General features: G+C 31.8%; 22 protein-coding genes. 3 read left to right on the top strand and 19 right to left on the bottom strand.

The window, feature by feature from the left end:
* Positions 1–179: 179 nt before the first annotated feature.
* The 12 genes from OIU80_RS19090 to OIU80_RS19145 form a co-directional block, all read right to left on the bottom strand.
* Positions 180–587 carry a hypothetical protein gene (locus OIU80_RS19090; RefSeq protein WP_264288568.1) on the bottom strand — a complete coding sequence of 136 codons (408 nt, stop codon included), beginning with the start codon at positions 585–587 and terminating at the stop codon, positions 180–182.
* Positions 588–717: 130 nt separating this feature from the next.
* Positions 718–945 carry a hypothetical protein gene (locus OIU80_RS19095; protein ID WP_264288569.1) on the bottom strand — a complete coding sequence of 76 codons (228 nt, stop codon included), beginning with the start codon at positions 943–945 and terminating at the stop codon, positions 718–720.
* Positions 938–1,795, bottom strand: a complete 858-nt coding sequence (locus tag OIU80_RS19100) for a hypothetical protein (protein WP_264288570.1) — start codon at positions 1,793–1,795, stop codon at positions 938–940. The genes OIU80_RS19095 and OIU80_RS19100 overlap by 8 nt, the downstream gene beginning before the upstream one ends.
* Before the next feature lie 6 nt (positions 1,796–1,801).
* A complete protein-coding gene (locus OIU80_RS19105; protein ID WP_264288571.1) occupies positions 1,802–2,323 on the bottom strand; it encodes a hypothetical protein in 522 nt (173 codons plus the stop codon).
* A gap of 157 nt (positions 2,324–2,480) precedes the next feature.
* Positions 2,481–3,026: a hypothetical protein gene (locus OIU80_RS19110; RefSeq protein ID WP_264288572.1), complete on the bottom strand. Its 546-nt coding sequence runs from the start codon at positions 3,024–3,026 to the stop codon at positions 2,481–2,483.
* The gene (locus OIU80_RS19115; RefSeq protein ID WP_264288573.1) at positions 3,019–3,216 is read right to left on the bottom strand and encodes a hypothetical protein; all 198 of its coding nucleotides are present in this window, start codon (positions 3,214–3,216) and stop codon (positions 3,019–3,021) included. The genes OIU80_RS19110 and OIU80_RS19115 overlap by 8 nt, the downstream gene beginning before the upstream one ends.
* 103 nt (positions 3,217–3,319) lie before the next feature.
* A complete protein-coding gene (locus OIU80_RS19120; protein ID WP_264288574.1) occupies positions 3,320–3,718 on the bottom strand; it encodes a hypothetical protein in 399 nt (132 codons plus the stop codon).
* A gap of 111 nt (positions 3,719–3,829) precedes the next feature.
* Positions 3,830–4,336: a hypothetical protein gene (locus OIU80_RS19125; RefSeq protein ID WP_264288575.1), complete on the bottom strand. Its 507-nt coding sequence runs from the start codon at positions 4,334–4,336 to the stop codon at positions 3,830–3,832.
* 2 nt (positions 4,337–4,338) lie between these two features.
* Positions 4,339–5,058: a hypothetical protein gene (locus OIU80_RS19130; RefSeq protein ID WP_264288576.1), complete on the bottom strand. Its 720-nt coding sequence runs from the start codon at positions 5,056–5,058 to the stop codon at positions 4,339–4,341.
* A 306-nt stretch (positions 5,059–5,364) separates the two neighbouring features.
* Positions 5,365–6,558 carry a hypothetical protein gene (locus tag OIU80_RS19135; protein ID WP_264288577.1) on the bottom strand — a complete coding sequence of 398 codons (1,194 nt, stop codon included), beginning with the start codon at positions 6,556–6,558 and terminating at the stop codon, positions 5,365–5,367.
* A gap of 60 nt (positions 6,559–6,618) precedes the next feature.
* Positions 6,619–6,945, bottom strand: coding sequence for a hypothetical protein (locus tag OIU80_RS19140; RefSeq protein WP_264288578.1), 327 nt, complete (start codon positions 6,943–6,945; stop codon positions 6,619–6,621).
* 2 nt (positions 6,946–6,947) lie between these two features.
* Positions 6,948–7,256 carry a hypothetical protein gene (locus OIU80_RS19145; RefSeq protein ID WP_264288579.1) on the bottom strand — a complete coding sequence of 103 codons (309 nt, stop codon included), beginning with the start codon at positions 7,254–7,256 and terminating at the stop codon, positions 6,948–6,950.
* A gap of 238 nt (positions 7,257–7,494) precedes the next feature.
* On the opposite strand from OIU80_RS19145, the gene OIU80_RS19150 reads away from it, so the two are divergent.
* Complete coding sequence (locus tag OIU80_RS19150; protein ID WP_264288580.1) at positions 7,495–9,411, top strand: DUF294 nucleotidyltransferase-like domain-containing protein; 1,917 nt, start codon at positions 7,495–7,497, stop codon at positions 9,409–9,411.
* 1 nt (position 9,412) lies between these two features.
* Complete coding sequence (locus OIU80_RS19155; protein ID WP_264288581.1) at positions 9,413–10,009, top strand: 3'-5' exonuclease; 597 nt, start codon at positions 9,413–9,415, stop codon at positions 10,007–10,009.
* Between the two features lie 42 nt (positions 10,010–10,051).
* Here OIU80_RS19155 and OIU80_RS19160 read toward each other — a convergent pair whose 3' ends face one another.
* Genes OIU80_RS19160 through OIU80_RS19190 form a run of 7 tightly spaced genes read right to left on the bottom strand, consistent with a single transcriptional unit; the run spans position 10,052 to position 15,552 of the window.
* Positions 10,052–10,615, bottom strand: a complete 564-nt coding sequence (locus OIU80_RS19160; protein WP_264288582.1) for a 4'-phosphopantetheinyl transferase family protein — start codon at positions 10,613–10,615, stop codon at positions 10,052–10,054.
* Positions 10,612–10,866, bottom strand: a complete 255-nt coding sequence (locus OIU80_RS19165; protein ID WP_264288583.1) for an acyl carrier protein — start codon at positions 10,864–10,866, stop codon at positions 10,612–10,614. The genes OIU80_RS19160 and OIU80_RS19165 overlap by 4 nt, the downstream gene beginning before the upstream one ends.
* Before the next feature lie 27 nt (positions 10,867–10,893).
* On the bottom strand, positions 10,894–12,165 hold the full coding sequence (locus tag OIU80_RS19170) for a beta-ketoacyl-[acyl-carrier-protein] synthase family protein (RefSeq protein WP_264288584.1): 1,272 nt from the start codon (positions 12,163–12,165) through the stop codon (positions 10,894–10,896).
* Between the two features lie 24 nt (positions 12,166–12,189).
* On the bottom strand, positions 12,190–12,618 hold the full coding sequence (locus OIU80_RS19175) for a 3-hydroxyacyl-ACP dehydratase FabZ family protein (protein WP_264288585.1): 429 nt from the start codon (positions 12,616–12,618) through the stop codon (positions 12,190–12,192).
* A gap of 38 nt (positions 12,619–12,656) precedes the next feature.
* Complete coding sequence (locus OIU80_RS19180; RefSeq protein WP_264288586.1) at positions 12,657–13,709, bottom strand: type III polyketide synthase; 1,053 nt, start codon at positions 13,707–13,709, stop codon at positions 12,657–12,659.
* The gene (locus OIU80_RS19185) at positions 13,706–14,419 is read right to left on the bottom strand and encodes a methyltransferase domain-containing protein (protein WP_264288587.1); all 714 of its coding nucleotides are present in this window, start codon (positions 14,417–14,419) and stop codon (positions 13,706–13,708) included. The genes OIU80_RS19180 and OIU80_RS19185 overlap by 4 nt, the downstream gene beginning before the upstream one ends.
* A 2-nt stretch (positions 14,420–14,421) precedes the next feature.
* Entirely contained in the window at positions 14,422–15,552 is a 1,131-nt protein-coding gene (locus OIU80_RS19190; protein ID WP_264288588.1) for an NAD(P)/FAD-dependent oxidoreductase, read from the bottom strand.
* 387 nt (positions 15,553–15,939) lie between these two features.
* Here OIU80_RS19190 and OIU80_RS19195 point away from each other — a divergent pair.
* Positions 15,940–16,683, top strand: a 744-nt coding sequence (locus OIU80_RS19195; protein ID WP_264288589.1) for a DUF6531 domain-containing protein, incomplete at its 3' end; no start/stop codon positions are given.

Below are 16,683 nucleotides of genomic sequence, written 5' to 3' on the forward strand. Positions count from 1 at the left end.
CTGTATGCAATTTGAACTATAATTTATAGTATGTAATACTGAATGTCCAAGAAGATGTTAACAACTTTATTAACAACATATTTACCCCTAGTTTTGAGCAAGTCTAAAAATCCAAGAAAAGTAAGAACATAAAAAAAGCCCCGTTTTATTGGGGCTTATTTATTGATTTTATTTTAGTTTTATTCGACCGACGCAACCGAATAAGTAAGTATCTGAGACAGAGCCAACGAATAAGCGGACAATATTGAAGCATCCCAAACAGATAGCTGTTCTTTATATTTTTTCTCTAAATCACCATTTCCAATAGGCATACACAAATAATATTTATTGCCCCAAACACGAGAATAAGCAATAACCATTATACAAGATGTTTTTTTAGTTCTATCATTAGTTAGGGACTGAAAAAGAAAATCATAATTAATGTCTGTATAATGGTAAACCTCATTTAAAGAATATCCCTTTTTTAAATCTAAACCCTTCGCAATTGTTTCCGCATAACCTTTAGTAACATAATTGTACTCTTCTACAGTAGTTTGAGAATAAGAGAAAGAAAAAGCTAAAAGCAATAATAAAGTAATTTTTTTCATATTGTTTATTTTTGTGAGTTTATAGTTATTAAAGATTTTCAAATATAGTGCCAATAATTTTAATTTCAGTTTGTCAATTGCTATAAAAGAATAAATAATTATACCGCCAAAAAAAATAAGCCTTTGTAAATTAATACAAAGGCTTATCTATTATATAATCATTACAATATTGTCTAGAAATATATTTCTTAGTTTTTCGGTTATAAATATTAATATAGTGATAATCAAATCCGATATCTTTTAATAACCAATTATGCAAATAATAGATAGACTTGCAAAACTCTACTTTTATAGGAACGATAGATTTATCCTTATTGAATGCCGTACAACTGTAAGGTGTTGGAGTAGTATTAGCCATAAATAGTACTGATTTGTATTTCTATTTCATGCATGATATTTTTGATTTTAAACCCCCCATTAACACAAACAAATGTCGAAATATCAAACTCCGCCTTTTTGATAATACTTGTACCTACTTCTATATAATCGACATAAAGCCAAAATTCATTAGTTCTTATATCTGTGAATATAAAAACACTAAGACCGTAAGGGTAGGAGGTTTTAGTTGTTGTCATTTTTACATAGAAATCTCCAAACTGAACAATATTTCCGTTATTCTGAACAGGAAAAGCAGTAACTAAATCATAACCATTTCGGATATAATTAGGAATATCACCTTGAAAGGCTATAGTATCTAAATGAGTAGCATTTCTATACGTATTATGAATAGATGTGTAAAACTTATTATCGGATTGAATCGTAGCAAGTTTTAGCATTGAATATACTCTACCATCGTAAGCATAACCCGAACCTTGTGTAAATCGACCATCCAATCGAAATTGCGGTAGTTTATATTCTTTTAAGTAATGTAACGGTCTTTTCTGAAAATCACTAAAATTTGAAATTTCAATACCAGTACGTCGGGTAAAAGGAATATCAAAAATTATCTCTGTTAATGGTGTAGCAAAATAATTTTCTGGAATTACATTTAAATCGACATTACCCATATCATTAATAACTGATAACATCGGTAAGCTATCGTAATTTTTAAGCAAAACACCGTTTACACGCTTATTATCAACATACATGGATAGAACGAAAAAAGATGTTTCAATACCGTATAAAATGTATCCACCTCGTTCACTATCATAAGGAACTTCTTTAACCTTGACAGCATAAGTGTCATCAATATATTGTATAAAATCCATATTGTTTTAATTAAATAACGGAGCTTTCTTTAAGTCCGAGGTTGATAAATATTTTTTTAAATCCGCTTTCAAATTCCGTCTTGTAATGACATAATAACAACCAATTACTAATGGAACAGTTGTAGGGTTCTTTACTTTCAATAATTCGTTTATAGTTTCTCTTTCATTTTCAAAATTCGACATCGGTTCGGTTATCCAAGTATACCAAGGAGCATCTTTTGTTTGCTTATTTGTACCTAACCACACAGCCAACGATTCGGCTATATTATGAACATCTTTACGAGGCGTGATTTTAGTTAATTCTATTTCCTTGGTAATTGGATTTGCCATAGCAATTTTTAAATCGTTTTCTGCCATTTCAAGTTGTCTTTCTTGAGCATCCTGTGTGAATTTTTCATACCATTTTTTTAATAATGGATAACACAGAATAATACCAGTTATAATAATCCAGTACTTTTGCAGAAAATCAAAGAGCCAAACTGTATCGGCTTGACTCTTTGTTCTATTTGTTATCTCTCTTTGAGCCATCGCTTATTTTTTCTTGAATAATTTATAAGCTAAAAATCCTGCTAAAGCAACTAGTACAACATTTGCAACAGTTTTATTGTTTGCGTAAAAAAGTTTTATTTTATCTAACATCTTGTTTAAATTTTGAATTAATATTTTTATCTTTTTGAGCGTTTGTTTAGACTGTAACGCTGTAAACAGTATAGAAAAAAAGTAGTACAGGAATAATCAAATAATTAAATCTAAACTTCTTTTGAGCTGTTACGGTAACACCTGAAAGATTATAATCTCCCACGATGTCAATAGCGTCTTGAATATCAGAATCAAAAATTAAATTATGATTAGGGCTACATTCATGTTTAATAATTGCCCTCGCAATAACTAAGTAGAACTTTGCATCTATAATTTTAATAGTTTGGTCAGGGGCTAAACCAACAGCTTTAGAAACAACATCAATATAGTTTTGAGTATTATTTTCAGATGGTGGTGCATACTCAGAAATTAACTTTCTAATAGTATTTTTTCCTTTATCAATATCATTTGTCAAATCCCTTAACATAGCACGAATACCAAATTTTACATCTGTAAACTGCTCAAACTCTTTGTCGGTGTTTTGCTTATTTGGAATTTTTCCCTGCCAAGCAATATTTGTTAACCGTAAATTGCCTGGATTGTTATTGCGAATACCTCTAGTTAAATCTTTTCGACCTAAAAAACTACTCATGTGTTTCAGTTGTTAAAGGTTCATCCTGTATTTGCAAAGGGCGTGAAGAGGTTTTAACATCATCCTTACCTAAATCAAGCTTTTCTAACTCGTCAGATACAACCTGAATACCTTTTAAAATTGCAGTAACAACAGCACCATATTTTACTATAATTCCTATTACGGATAAAATCGTTTTTAAACTTTTCATTTTTTAGTTTCTTTAAGTTGTTTTCTTTTCTCTAGATACTCTTTGAGTAAATCTACCCCCTCATGAAGTATCAGAGGTAGAAATTTTAATATTACCTTAAACATTAGTTCGAGCGTAAAAATGTACCCGCATAACCTCCGTTTTTTGCACGTGGGTTAATAACAAATGCCATTCCATCAATTACTACTTTACCACCGTTTTTCTGCATTGTTCCCCAATGAAATGACTGAACACCAGTTTTTGTGTTAGTGAACGTACAAGCAACCGAACCAAACCAACCTTTGTCTGAAAGATTAGATTTAGAAGTTGTCACACACTTAATTGCAATCAATTCCCCTTTGGACAATCTCCAACCAGTTGTAAGATGTTGTTCAACGCCTTGATTGGGACCTGAAACAGGTGTATAGGTTGTATTCTTTGCGCCTGAATGCTTTACTTTTTGTTGATTATTATTGTTATTATTCTGATTATTTGAATTATAACTTTTATTACTTTGTGCCATTACTTTATAATGTGTTTAATTAATAGTGTGATTTCCGCCATCTTTTTCAAGATTATTACTGCCGAATCTATCAGGAATACTAAAAGATAGATTCGATAGTAGTTTTTTGGCTTATTTTCTTTTTGCAACTCTTTTCCCTGAGTTATTGCGGTCACGTCTTATAAACCAAATCAATGCAATAAGACCAACGACAGCACCAATAACAATTTTCCAGTTTCTTTGAAACCATATTTTAATGGTAGATGACAAAACCGTAGCACCAAGTTGTCCAGAACCCTGAACAAGACCAGTACTTAAACCATCATTAACACCACTCATAACAGCTTTACCAAAAATATTAGCACCTGAACCAGCGACAGCACCAACAGTATTAGCAGTACTTTGTTTTAAAGCTTCCGTTTGAGCATTCCAATAATCCGCCTCAGCTTGTTTTCCTTGTGCCTCGGCTTCCTTAGCCATTTTTTTTGTCTCAACTGCATCAGTAATTTTTCCCATTACATTTTGAGCAATTACACCAACACCCGGAACAAAACCAACAGCAGTAGTAGCAACTTTTACCAAGTTTTTAAACGAGACATTTTTCTTAATGGATTGACCAATCTTTTTAAAGAACCCCATACTTATACTGTTTTAAGCGCCCTAACGACGAAATTAATAACCGCCCCTTGAGATTTATTAATCTCGATACCAACAACAGCCACTAAAGGCAATGTTAATCTATCAGTTAAACCCTGTATAACTTTACCATCCGAGAGAATCGCCTGAATTGGGTCAATATCTCTACTTAAAGTTTGTAATTCAAAAGGCAAGTATTTAACAACCTGACCGTTTTGAAACTGATAAGATAAATCACTTACCGAAGCATCAACAGTCATAATAGCCAAGTCAAAACCTTGTACATCAATCTTTTTGTTAAATTCCTCAGAAGCAACTGTTTTTTGTTCAAAAAAATACAAGTTGTTAGTAGCTACAGGCTCTTCAATTCCGTGCAAATCATATCGTTTAGCACTAATCAAATCCTCTAAAACTATTTTAATACTCTCCTTTTCAGCAAGAAAAACAGAGCCCTCTTCAGCAATTTCACATAAAGCCACTAAAGCATTATTTGCATCGGATTGAGTGTTTTCAGTACCATAAGTACTCGCAAGAATGAAATCTTTAAGCAAAACTTTGTTTGCTAAAATGACATTAGAACCATTTCCGCGTTCAATGTATACACTGATTTTTTCGGTAGTTAAAGCCGATAAAGCTAAATCACTTGAAACAATCAAAGAACCTATTGATTTTGTTACTGTTAATTCTGGCGATTTTGTTACGCCTGTAATAGTTGCAATTTTCATTTGTTATAAATTTTATTTGTTTAAATTCTTTCACAAAGATTATTGCAACTATAAAACAGGGTTAACTAAATTTGATGCTTTTTGATGTTTTTTAAAGAATTTTAATGATTTTAGAGTATCATTTTTAAAATAATTCTACAAAACACCATACTTAATTAAATCTGAAATCATCAAATATGACCGTTTTAATTCAAGGCTATCTATAATTACCTGATATTCTTTAAGGGCAGTATTGTAACTCACCCCAAGCAAATGCATTAATTCAGTCTTAGTTACTTTTTGGCTTGTATTTTGTGTTTTCATGGCTTATAAAAATAAAAGTTGGTGTTCGTGGAATAATTCAGAATCAAAATCATTTACTATTTTTTCTTTCGTTCTAAATTCGTGTAGATAGAAATGTAATTTGTTTTTAAACCACATTAAAAGCGGTTTTTCGTTAATCATGTCCATATCTTCAAGTAAAAGGTTTAGAGCAACGATATAAGATATATCCTGATTGTTTGCGTAATACTCTCTAAATAGAGATTTTGCAAGGCGTTTTTTGATAGTAGTCGAAGAAAGTACAACTTTCTTTAAACGTTTGATTATAGGATTGAATTTTGATATTTGCGACTGCAAAAAATCAAAATCAAACAGAACAATAAGCTTTTCTTTATTAACCTGACTCTTACCAGTATTCTCACGAAGTTCGAAAAAACCTTTATTTGCAATTTTTAATAATTCATAAAGATTTACTTTATCAAATACACCCCAAGTCATTGTCTGACTGATAGTTGAATTTGCTTTTGAATGTTCGTTTAAACCTCTAAAAAACGCAGAATTTAACTGATATTCAAAACGCCAAACGTTATCATTTTTTAAACCATTATTTGCGTAATAATCATTTATATATGGTTTTTCGGTTAGCTGTAAAGACAGCGTTTTATTATAGCATCGTATTATTTTGTCAGATGTTCTTTTCCCAATTTGGAAACCATTAAGAATTGATTTCCCTTTATAGGTTTCAAAATAACTTTGTAAATTTTTCGGACGCCCCGAAATAAGGTAGTTACCTGAAACAACATTACTATATAAAGTACGGTAAGAATTGTTGATATCGGACTTATCAAGGCATATATCCAGTCTATTAATTGATTTAAATAAATAGTTCGTTTCATCGCAAAAAGCGTTTATGATGCCTTTTAAAGCATCGTTTGACAAAGTGTAAAATAGATTGTTTTCGAATTGTAATTGTGCAAACTGTTCACTCATGATAGCAGAACGAGGTTTTGCGGTATAAATACCAATTTTTAAATCTTCGTAATATAAGTCTGCTCTTAACTCAAATATTTTAGTACCATATTCGTAAGGTTTTAATCTAAAGTTTGAATTTTCAGGAAACTCTCCAAACGGTTGACCTTCGAGATTAATAATTAAGTAGTCTATATTTATAAGCGTAGTTTTTAAATTATTCTGTTTGATTTTAATCTTGGCTTGATGCCTTTCTTTATATGAAATCATAGTTTTTTAGTAGGTTTGAGTGAGTTAGTTGCCGTTATACCCTACGGCAACAATTGAAAATTACGAAAGGGGAGGAGCAAAAAAAGAATGATGTAATTTTGGTAAGTCATTAACAGTAAATTCCTTTTTTGATATAATTTCAGTTATTTTCTTTTCTGTCTGAATAAATTGATTCTTATAATTAGAAACCTGAGAATTAAAAGAAGAATTTATTTTCTGAGCAATTTGTTGAATCTCTTTAATAATATAAGAGTGTTGATATTTTAGTTGTTCTAAATCGACAGTTTCAACTGGATGCTCTGAATATTCCTTTAAATCATGATTTAAACTGGCTAATTCTATAATAAGATTGTCACGCTTTTGAATTAATTCTAAAATTTTACACATAATTAAGCAGTTAGAAGATTATGTTTAAGAAGTTTTGAAAGCAATGTTTTCTGAGAATTGCAATAAAAAACGAACTCATGGATTGAATAAGTTTGAGTTACAACAAAACAATCGTCTTGAACTTGAATACAAATTCCTATATTTGAACCACGTACACGCACAAATAGTCTTTTATATTTTAAGTGTGAAGTTTTACAGAACGGACGCATTTTCTTTAAAAATGTTTTTGCCTTAAATTCTGTGTGACGCATTTTGTTTAATTCAACAAGTAATAGCGTGTAATTCTCTAATGAAGTTCGTTTTAATGCCATAATTCAATTGTTAATTAGTTATACCACAAATGAACTATAATTTATATTATGTAAAATAGAATGTTTTTAATCCTGAAAACAATCATATCAAGGCCTAACTTTGCTATTTAATGGTTTTATTGCTTATTTTAGCTTAATATATGGTAAAAAAAATAGATTCAAAATTATTTATGGTTTCATTGTAAGGGTTTATTTTATTATTTTTACAAACGATACTTTCTAAAAATCTATCAAACTTATGAATACAATTGCTGAGCATATTGCAGATTTCTTGAAAGAATATCCGCCATTCGATAATTTAACTTTTCAAGAATTATCTGAAATTGCAACCAATATTCGTGTTATTAATTTAGAAAAACACGCTGTATTGTTTCAAATTAACGATGCCTTGCACGATAGTTTTTACGTGGTTGCTTCTGGCGTTATTAATTTATCGGTAATTGCCGATGCTGAAGAAACTTTATTAAATAAATGTCATGATGGTGATATATTTGGTTTACGACCTTTTTTCGCCAAGAATAACTATATGATGACCGCAAAAGCCAGAGAAGAAAGTATTGTATATGCAATACCTATCGCTGTGTTTAGGCCTTTTGTTGCAAATAATCCTGATGTTTTAAATTTCTTATTAGAAAGTTTTGCAGCAAATACGCGTCAAACAAAAGACAATTCAGATTTTAAAGGAAATCATATTTCAGATAATATATTCTATTCAGATCAACAATCAGAAATACAATATATACAATCACTAAGCTACAATACCTCACCGTTAACGGCATTAGCAAACAGTATTGTAAAAGATGTTGCTTTGCGTATGACAGATGCTATGGTTGATAATATTGTTGTTTGCGTGAATAACAACCCAATTGGTATTGTTACAGATGCTGATTTGTCTTCTAAAATTGCAACAGGTAGATTTTCAATAGATGAGACTGTAGACAAAATCATGTCCTCGCCTGTTGTAACTGTAATAGAAAATGTTTCATTAGCCGAAGCACAATTATTAATGCTAAAGCATAATGTGAGTCATTTATGTGTGACAAAAGACGGAACAAGTAAATCGGCTGTAAAAGGAGTTATTTCAGAACATGATTTAATTGTTGCGCAAGCTAGTAATCCGGGTGTGTTGATAAAAGAAATCAAGCGTTCGCAATTGCCTAAAGATTTAAAACAAATTAGGGATCGTTTATCAGATCTGATTCAAAATTATATACAAAAGAACATTCCGCTTTCACATATAAGTAATATTGCCAATGAGATTAATTTGGCGTTGATAAAACGCTCAGTTGAACTTTCAATTTTAGAAATGGGCTCACCTCCTGCTCGATTTGCTTGGTTAAGTATTGGGAGCCAGGGAAGAAAAGAACAGCTCTTACTGACCGATCAGGATAGTATTTTGATTTTTGAAGATGTAACTGCAGATAAGTACCGAGATGTAAAAGATTACTTTTTGCGTCTGGCTAAAAGAACTACAGCAACTTTAGAAAAAATCGGATATGACTATTGTCCTAATGGGCATATGGCAAGTAATATGTTGTGGTGTAAGTCATTGACAGACTGGACAAAACAGTACAACAGTTGGATGAATACTCCAGGTGAAAATAGTAATGATTTAAGTAGCATATTCTTTGATTATGAGATTGTTTTTGGAGAGCCTAAAATCGAAGAAGTAATAGAAAATGTGATATTTAAGAATGCAATAAACAATACATTGTTTTTTGATTTCTTAGGAAATGATGCATTAAGAAAAAATTCACCTTTAAGTTTCTTTAAGAAATTTAATGTTGAAGAAGATGGCCCGCATAAATTTAAGTTTGATATAAAAACCCGTGCATTAATGCCATTAATTGATGGAGCACGTTTGCTAATATTAAGTTCGAATATAAAAGGAATTAAGAATACCTATTTAAGATTCAAACAATTAGCGATTACTGATTCTAAAAATGCCGATATTTATCTTAGTTGTGCCGAAGCTTTCTTAACCTTGTCTAAATTTAGAACTGTCGAGGGGCTAAAAAATGATGATTCAGGGCAATATATCAACTTAAGAGAACTATCAAAAAGCGATAAAGAAAAATTAAAAAATGCATTAGCTCCAATGAGAGAGCTAGAAGAGCTTATAAAAAGTAAATTTCAACTGACCCAATTTTCGTAATATGCTAGAATGGCTGAAAAATATCAACAAAGAATACCCTGATTTCTGGAAAGAATACCTTGCCAAATTTGAAACTAAATCAGAGCGTTTTGTTGTATTATCTACCGAAACATCGGGGTTAAATCCAGCAAAGGATGTAATTCTGTCTATTGGTTCATTTGCAGTAGTAGATAATAGTATTGTTATTCAGGATAGCTTTGAAGCTGTCTTATTGCAATATAAATTCTTTCATGATAATGGACTCACAAATGAGTTTATTATTGAAAGCAAAATGGAAAAGCTACCAGAACCAGATGCCCTTAAAGCATTAATCGAATATATTGGGAATGGAGTTTTAGTTGGGCATCATATTAATTTTGATGTTGAAATGATTAACGCTGCTCTGGAAAAATTAGATTGTGGAAGATTAAAAAATGAGGCATTAGATGTAGATGTTATGTATCGTAAACTGCACGATATTAATGATAGACAGTTTTCTCTAGATGAATTATGCGATATTTATAAAATTCCAAAAAGCGAAAGAAACTCTTCCTCAGAAGATGCATATAAAATTGCTTTGTTGTTTTTGAAGCTCAAATCGAGATTAGGGATAAAATAATATTTATATAAAAGTTTAAGAACAAACACTAATTCCATGAATTTACACAAAACTTATTAGTGTGAATTTGTGGAATTCGTATTTAATTTGCATTGGATTTGCATTGGATTTGGTTGTTTCACCAATCCTCACAGAATTGATAAAACGCCCGTGATGACTTATAGAAATTGGTATTTCAGCTTTTGTAATGGGATCAATTATATATGGAATCCCTTGGGATTTAAGTATTTTTGTATTGTCGCTTAATGTGATAATTCTATTTAAATCCTCTTTCTGGGAAACTGCAACAGTATTTATATATTCTTTTGTAATTGCCGATTGTGTATAATACAAACGATTGTTTATAGATACGGTGCCGAAATTTGCACATTCGTAAAAGCAAACTAGTTTGGTTGGAAAATAGCCATTTATTTTAGTGTCGCGATTGTATATTTTATAAGCAGCTTCTTTCCTGCTCCATAAATTCCAAACCATAATTTCGGGTGAATCAGAATTTAGAATAAGCAATTGTTCTTCAGAAGTGAAGATTTTATCCAAAAAACCTTTACGTTTCCAGTTGCTTTCTTGTTGTGCAGTTTCTAAGTCGACTATATCATTTCCAATCATTTTTCATTTAGTTTAGATTGGATAATGCTTAGAGCAGCTTTTGCATTAATCATTTTCTCCATCGATTCGTTATCGATAACAATATCAAAAGCTTCCTCGACATCTAAAACAATGTCGACTAAATTGGCAGAATTAATATTTAAATCGGTTATGAAATTTGTGTCTTCGGTAAAATTTTCAAAAGCAGTATCATTCTTTGTATAAGGCTTTACAATTTTCTTTAATTCGGTTAGTAGTTGTTGGTTGTCCATACTTTGATAGTTAGTTATAAATGAATGTTAGTTGTATTTTTTTAAAATCACGCAGCCATTAACGTCACCAAAACCAAAACTAGCCTTGGCAATAATATTTAAATTGGAGTTGATTAATTGAGTTGGAATTTTAGATTTGTCTATAATAGATGTGATTTCAGGATTTAAATCTTCACAATTTACATTAGGAAAAATGAACCCTTGATGTAATTGCAAGACCGAAGCCACGAGCTCAATGCTACCTGCTGCAGACAAACAATGTCCTACAGTCGATTTTAATGCGTTTATATATGGAAAATCATTACCCTTACGATTTAATGCAATACTCCAATTTTCTATCTCCAAAGCGTCTTTAGAGGTGGCTGTTAGATGTCCATTAATCAAATCAATTTCTGAGGTTGAAATTTTAGAATTATCTACAGCATTACGAATGCATCTTTGTACAGCTGTTGCATTTGGAGCTGTCATGCTTCCGCTGCCACGTTGTCCGCCAGAATTTATATTTCCGCCTAAGACTTCTGCATAAATTCGAGCTCCCCTATTTAGAGCAGTTTCTAAATCTTCTAGTAGTAAAGCTCCTGCCCCACTTCCTGGAACAAAACCCGAAGCACTTGCGCTCATTGGTCTTGAGCCACTTTGAGGAGAGTCATTGTGTTTGAATGTGCAAACTTTCATTGCGTCAAATCCTCCCCAAATATAAGGTCCGGAATCACTAGTGCTACCTGCTAAAATTCGTTTGGCTTGTCCTAATTTGATTCGTTCGTATGCCATTAAAACACTTTCGGTACCAGTTGTACAAGCTGATGAATTGGTAGTAACTTGATTTCCAAGTCCTAGTTTGCCACCTAAATAGGCACTTATGCCGCTAATCATGGTTTGTGCTACAACGGTACTTCCTAATCGTCTGGTTTGAAAATCATCGATTTTATAGATACTTTCTCTGAATTTTTCTATCCCCGAAGTTCCTGCGCCAAAAATGGTTCCGCTATCCCAATCGGGTTCTTCGTTTTCCAGAATTGTTAATCCTGCATCTTTCCAAGCATCTAAACCTGCAATTACGCCATATAGAATTCCAGAAGCATTAAAATTACGTAATTCAAGTTCTGTGAAATAGTTATGAATCAATTCAGTTGATAATTCAGGTTTTCCTGAGATTTGACAAGAAAACTGCAAGTGTTCTAATTCTGCATCGTGTTTAATACCCGATAGGCCTTTTTTTATTGCATTTGTAAATGCGTCAAGTCCTACCCCATTTGGGGCAACAACTCCAAGACCTGTAATGACAACTCTTTTTTGCATCTTACTTATTTTAAAGATTATAATTTAAACAATCATTCCGGCAATAGTTCCACAACAAACCTCTATTCCGAGTTGGTTCTTCATGCTCACTTTGCATTTTAATTTCCCAAATCTAAAATATATTTTTTCTGAAATAATAGTTACTTTTTCATTCGGGTAAACTGGTTTTAAAAAATCTATTTCAATTGACGTTAAGCTAATTGAAGTTGTTTTGTTGAATTCTTTATTTAACAGGTAGATCCCCAAGCATACTAATCCTATCTGAGCCATAACTTCGGTCAGAATTACACCAGGTGTAATTGGATTAGAAATAAAATGACCTTTGTAAAAATCTAAATTTTCATCAAGATAATACGTTCCTTCTACTCCATTTTCGGATATAGAAATAATTTCGTCTACAAACAAAAAAGGCTTGCTGTAAGGTAGTTTTGATATAATATCCTGATTAGTCATTTTTTTAATTTAAAAGAAAATAGGTGAATCTGTTTAATTTAAAATTGCAATAAAACGCGTTGGGCCGAGAATCCTGGTCCAAAACTCAGCATTAAGCCCTTAGTTCCTTTTTTAGGTTTTTTGTCTATAATTTGTTCTAAAACATACAAAACAGTTGCGCTGGACATATTTCCGTATAAACGCAGTACTTCTTTTGTATCATCAATATTTTTGCCTAAATCGATGAATAATTCTTCTACAGTCTGTATAATTTTTTTTCCTCCCGGATGAAATATCAAATGATCTATATTTTCTATTTTTAAATTGTTTTTGGCTAAAAAAGGATGAATGATATCAGGAAAATGTGATGCAATTGTTTCTGGGACTTCAATATCGAGCACCATTTGCAATCCAGTGTTTACAAGCTTAAACCCCATCATATGTATGTTATCATAAAAATGATACATCTCTTCATCAATAATCTCAGGGCCATTATCGGCTTCATGTGAAGATAATAATACACAAGCGGCACCATCTCCAAAAATTGCAGCCGATACAATATTAGCCATCGTGAAATCATTTAATTGAAAGGTTGCTGTAGGGCTTTCGACTGCAATTACTGCCGCTCGTTTTCCTGGATTGGCTTTTAAAAAGTTTTTTGCATAAATAATTCCAGAAATTCCAGCAGCACAGCCCATTTCGGTTACAGGAAGACGTACGATATCCTGACGCAGTTTGAGCTTGTTTATAAGATAGGCATCCAAAGAAGGAATCATGATGCCGGTACAACTTACTGTAATAATGTAGTCAAGACTTTCTGGCTCCCAGTTTGATTTGCTTAATGCTTTTTTTAAGACCTTTTCTCCTAAATCAATAACTTCACGAACATAAATATCGTTTCGATCCTCAAAAGAAGTGCTAGAAAAAACTTCAATGGGATCCATTATAGAATATCGTTTATCAACAGCAGCACCTTCGAAAATTTTTTTGACTTTTCGTATAAAGCGTTCGTCTTGACCATAGAGCCATGAATCTAAAAAAGGAATAATTTCTTCGGTTGTTCTTGAATATTTAGGCAATTGCTTGGCAACGCTGGCTATTTTTACACTCATATTTTTGAAATTATCCATTGATATCGGAAAGCCCATTTCCACTGAATGGTATATTTTTTTAAGTTTAATTGTTTTGAAAAATCAAGTAATTCACTTTTTGTAAATCCTCTCAAAATAGATGTTAAACCATCTTTCTTTGACATTCCGTTTAATCGGGTAACAAAACACATTGCTTGAAATAAGCGATAGGAAATGATGCTTCTGTGTAAATCATTTATTACCACGCCACGTCTTGCATTAGTATTAAAAATGGTTGTCAGATTAATTATTTCATTGTTTTTAAAATGATGTAAAGTCAATGTACACAGTGCAATATCGTATTCTATTTTACTAAATGATTTATCAAATATATCTTCGCAACGGTAATTTATATTGGGATAATGGACAGATAATTTTCGGGCATAATTTATTGTAAAAGCATTTGCATCAATACCTATTAGTTTAAAATCCCAATCATGTTTTAATGCATAATCGGCTAGCTTTCTTAGCATATCCCCGTTTCCGCATCCTACATCGATAATAGTTATTGTTTGGTCTTTGGTAACACCATTTAATAATTTTTCGACTCCTTGTAAAGTTAGGTTGTTTCCTCCAAGTAGCTGATTTATTTTAGCGATTTTATCCAATGCTTTTTGTAAAACTTCCCCTTTTAAATTAAAATCATCCATGATTTCAGGATCATCTGTTCTATACTTGGTTTTTATAGCCATTCTTAATTTAGAATTATAGATTTACCGTGTGTTCTTTTTATAATTTGTGGAAGTATAAATGGAAACTGAATTAACAGCCACATTACAACTGCTGCCTTTTTCTTATTTTGTAAAAGTGAGGCAAGGAATCGACCTGTTTTTAATCTTTTCTTAAAATTGTAGTTCCATGATTTGATGTATTTTTCTTCAAGTTCTTTTCTTGAAATACTCTTTTTAGTATAAAATTCTACAATTAATTCAGAAGCAATTTTAGCACTATGAATCGCCATTGCCATACCATTTCCGCATAAAGGCTGTATTAAACCTGCGCTATCTCCAATCATTAGGATATGATTTTCTATTGCTGTTTTTTCTTCAAATGAAATCTGACTTATAGTTAATGGTTTATCAAATAATGGTGTGCTATTGGTAAAAAACTCTTTTAGATGTGGGTTTTTATAAATAACATTAACTTGAAAATGATCAATGTTTTTATGTTTTTTAAATGTTTCAAAATTAACTAGGTAGCAAATGTTTACTATGTCATTTTCTACTTTTGAAATGCCACAATAGCCTCCTTCAAAATTGTACAATCCAACTAAGTCATTTGGGTATTCACCTTTGTAATGCCCTTTGACAGCTAGCCAAGGAGCTTTTTTTAGAATAAACTTACGTTGTAGTTTTTGGTCAAAATTAGAACGTTTGCCAAAGGCACCTATAGCTATGTTGGTTACAAATGTTTTTTGCTTCAAGGTTGTAATAGTAAATAAATCATCTTCAAAACAGATGTCTTCGACTGTATCGTGTATTATCTCACATCCATTTTCGATTGCTTTTTTATACAAATGATGATCTAATGTATAGCGGCTGAGTCCAAATCCTCCAAGTGGCAGAGTGCAGTGAATGAGTTTTTTATTTGGTATTGAGAATTCTAATTGTGTGATTGTTGCAGGATTTAAAACTTGAATTTTTAAGTCTAGCCAATCTAGATAAGGTTTGATTTCATTAGAGATGTATTCGCCACAAACTTTATGTTTTGGGAACTCGTTTTTTTCAATCAAAACTACTCGTAATTTCATTTTAGATAAATGAATGCCACAAGTAAGCCCTGCTAGTCCCCCACCAATAATTACTACATCAGCATTTGTTTTCATATGTAGATACTATTCGTTTTTAACAGATGTGATGTCGCTAATCTGGTTTTTATAAGATTCTTAAAAACCTAACGATTTAACGCTATTGCTAATTTAAGTAATTTCTTAATAGAAAAATCATTTTAAAATAAAAAAGGAATTTTGATTAAAGATGGTATCCTTGATATGGTAGATTTTTAATAAAATAGTGCTATGTTGTTATATTAGTAAAAATAGTACAAAAAAAGTAGTTTTGTAATGAATTTTTGTAATATATTTGAAAAGTTTGGATTTTTATGTGCGTTATTAGCAGAATGTCCATGATTTTGGGGATAATTGGCGTGATACCCCTCGTGAGATCGCCAAACAAATACAAGAAGAATATCCATTAAGCAACACTTACTAGCTATGTTATTAACTGATAATCATTTGACCATTGTGGTGGGTATCGACATCCACTTTACGACCTTACCACCATTTAATCCATTTCATCCCTATATAGGAATAGTTATAGATCCATTTGATTATGTTCCTTTTTTAGGAACCAGTGTACATGTAAATGGGTTTAAGCGTGGCAACTCAGACACTAGCGGAATAATAATACCACTGATGCATATTCCACTTTTTTCACCTTGGGTAATGGCACCAATAATTGGGCATGAAAGCATGAATTTTTTTGCATCAGAAACTGTTTTTTCAGACAGTACGCGAATGAGTCCCAAAGGACATATGCTAATGACCTGTAATGATATTGGAATTCCCCTATCAATGGCTGTAGGTAAAACCAAAGTAGGAAAAAAAATGTTGCCTTTTGCCCCAACATTATTTGCTCCAACCTCATTTTCATTACCCATTCCTACAGGAAAACCAGTAATGGTAGGTGGCCCTTATCCTCCAGACTGGGGCGGAATGCTAACAGGATTAGCAGCGAGTATCGGATTTAGTACCCTTATGAAAAAAGTTAGAGGACTCGCTAAAAAAATTAATATGAAAGGATCAAAAAGTCCAAAAGGACTTAAAGATTCACTCAGAAAATGTGCTCATGATCCTGTAAATCTTATAAATGGAGCTGTTATTTACGAAGGAAGTGATTTTGATATTGCCAGTCCTATTACGCTTAATTGGGAACGTAGTTGGTATTCTGACTCTGAG

The sequence above is a fragment of the Flavobacterium frigoritolerans genome (assembly GCF_025847275.1).
GTDB lineage: Bacteria > Bacteroidota > Bacteroidia > Flavobacteriales > Flavobacteriaceae > Flavobacterium > Flavobacterium frigoritolerans.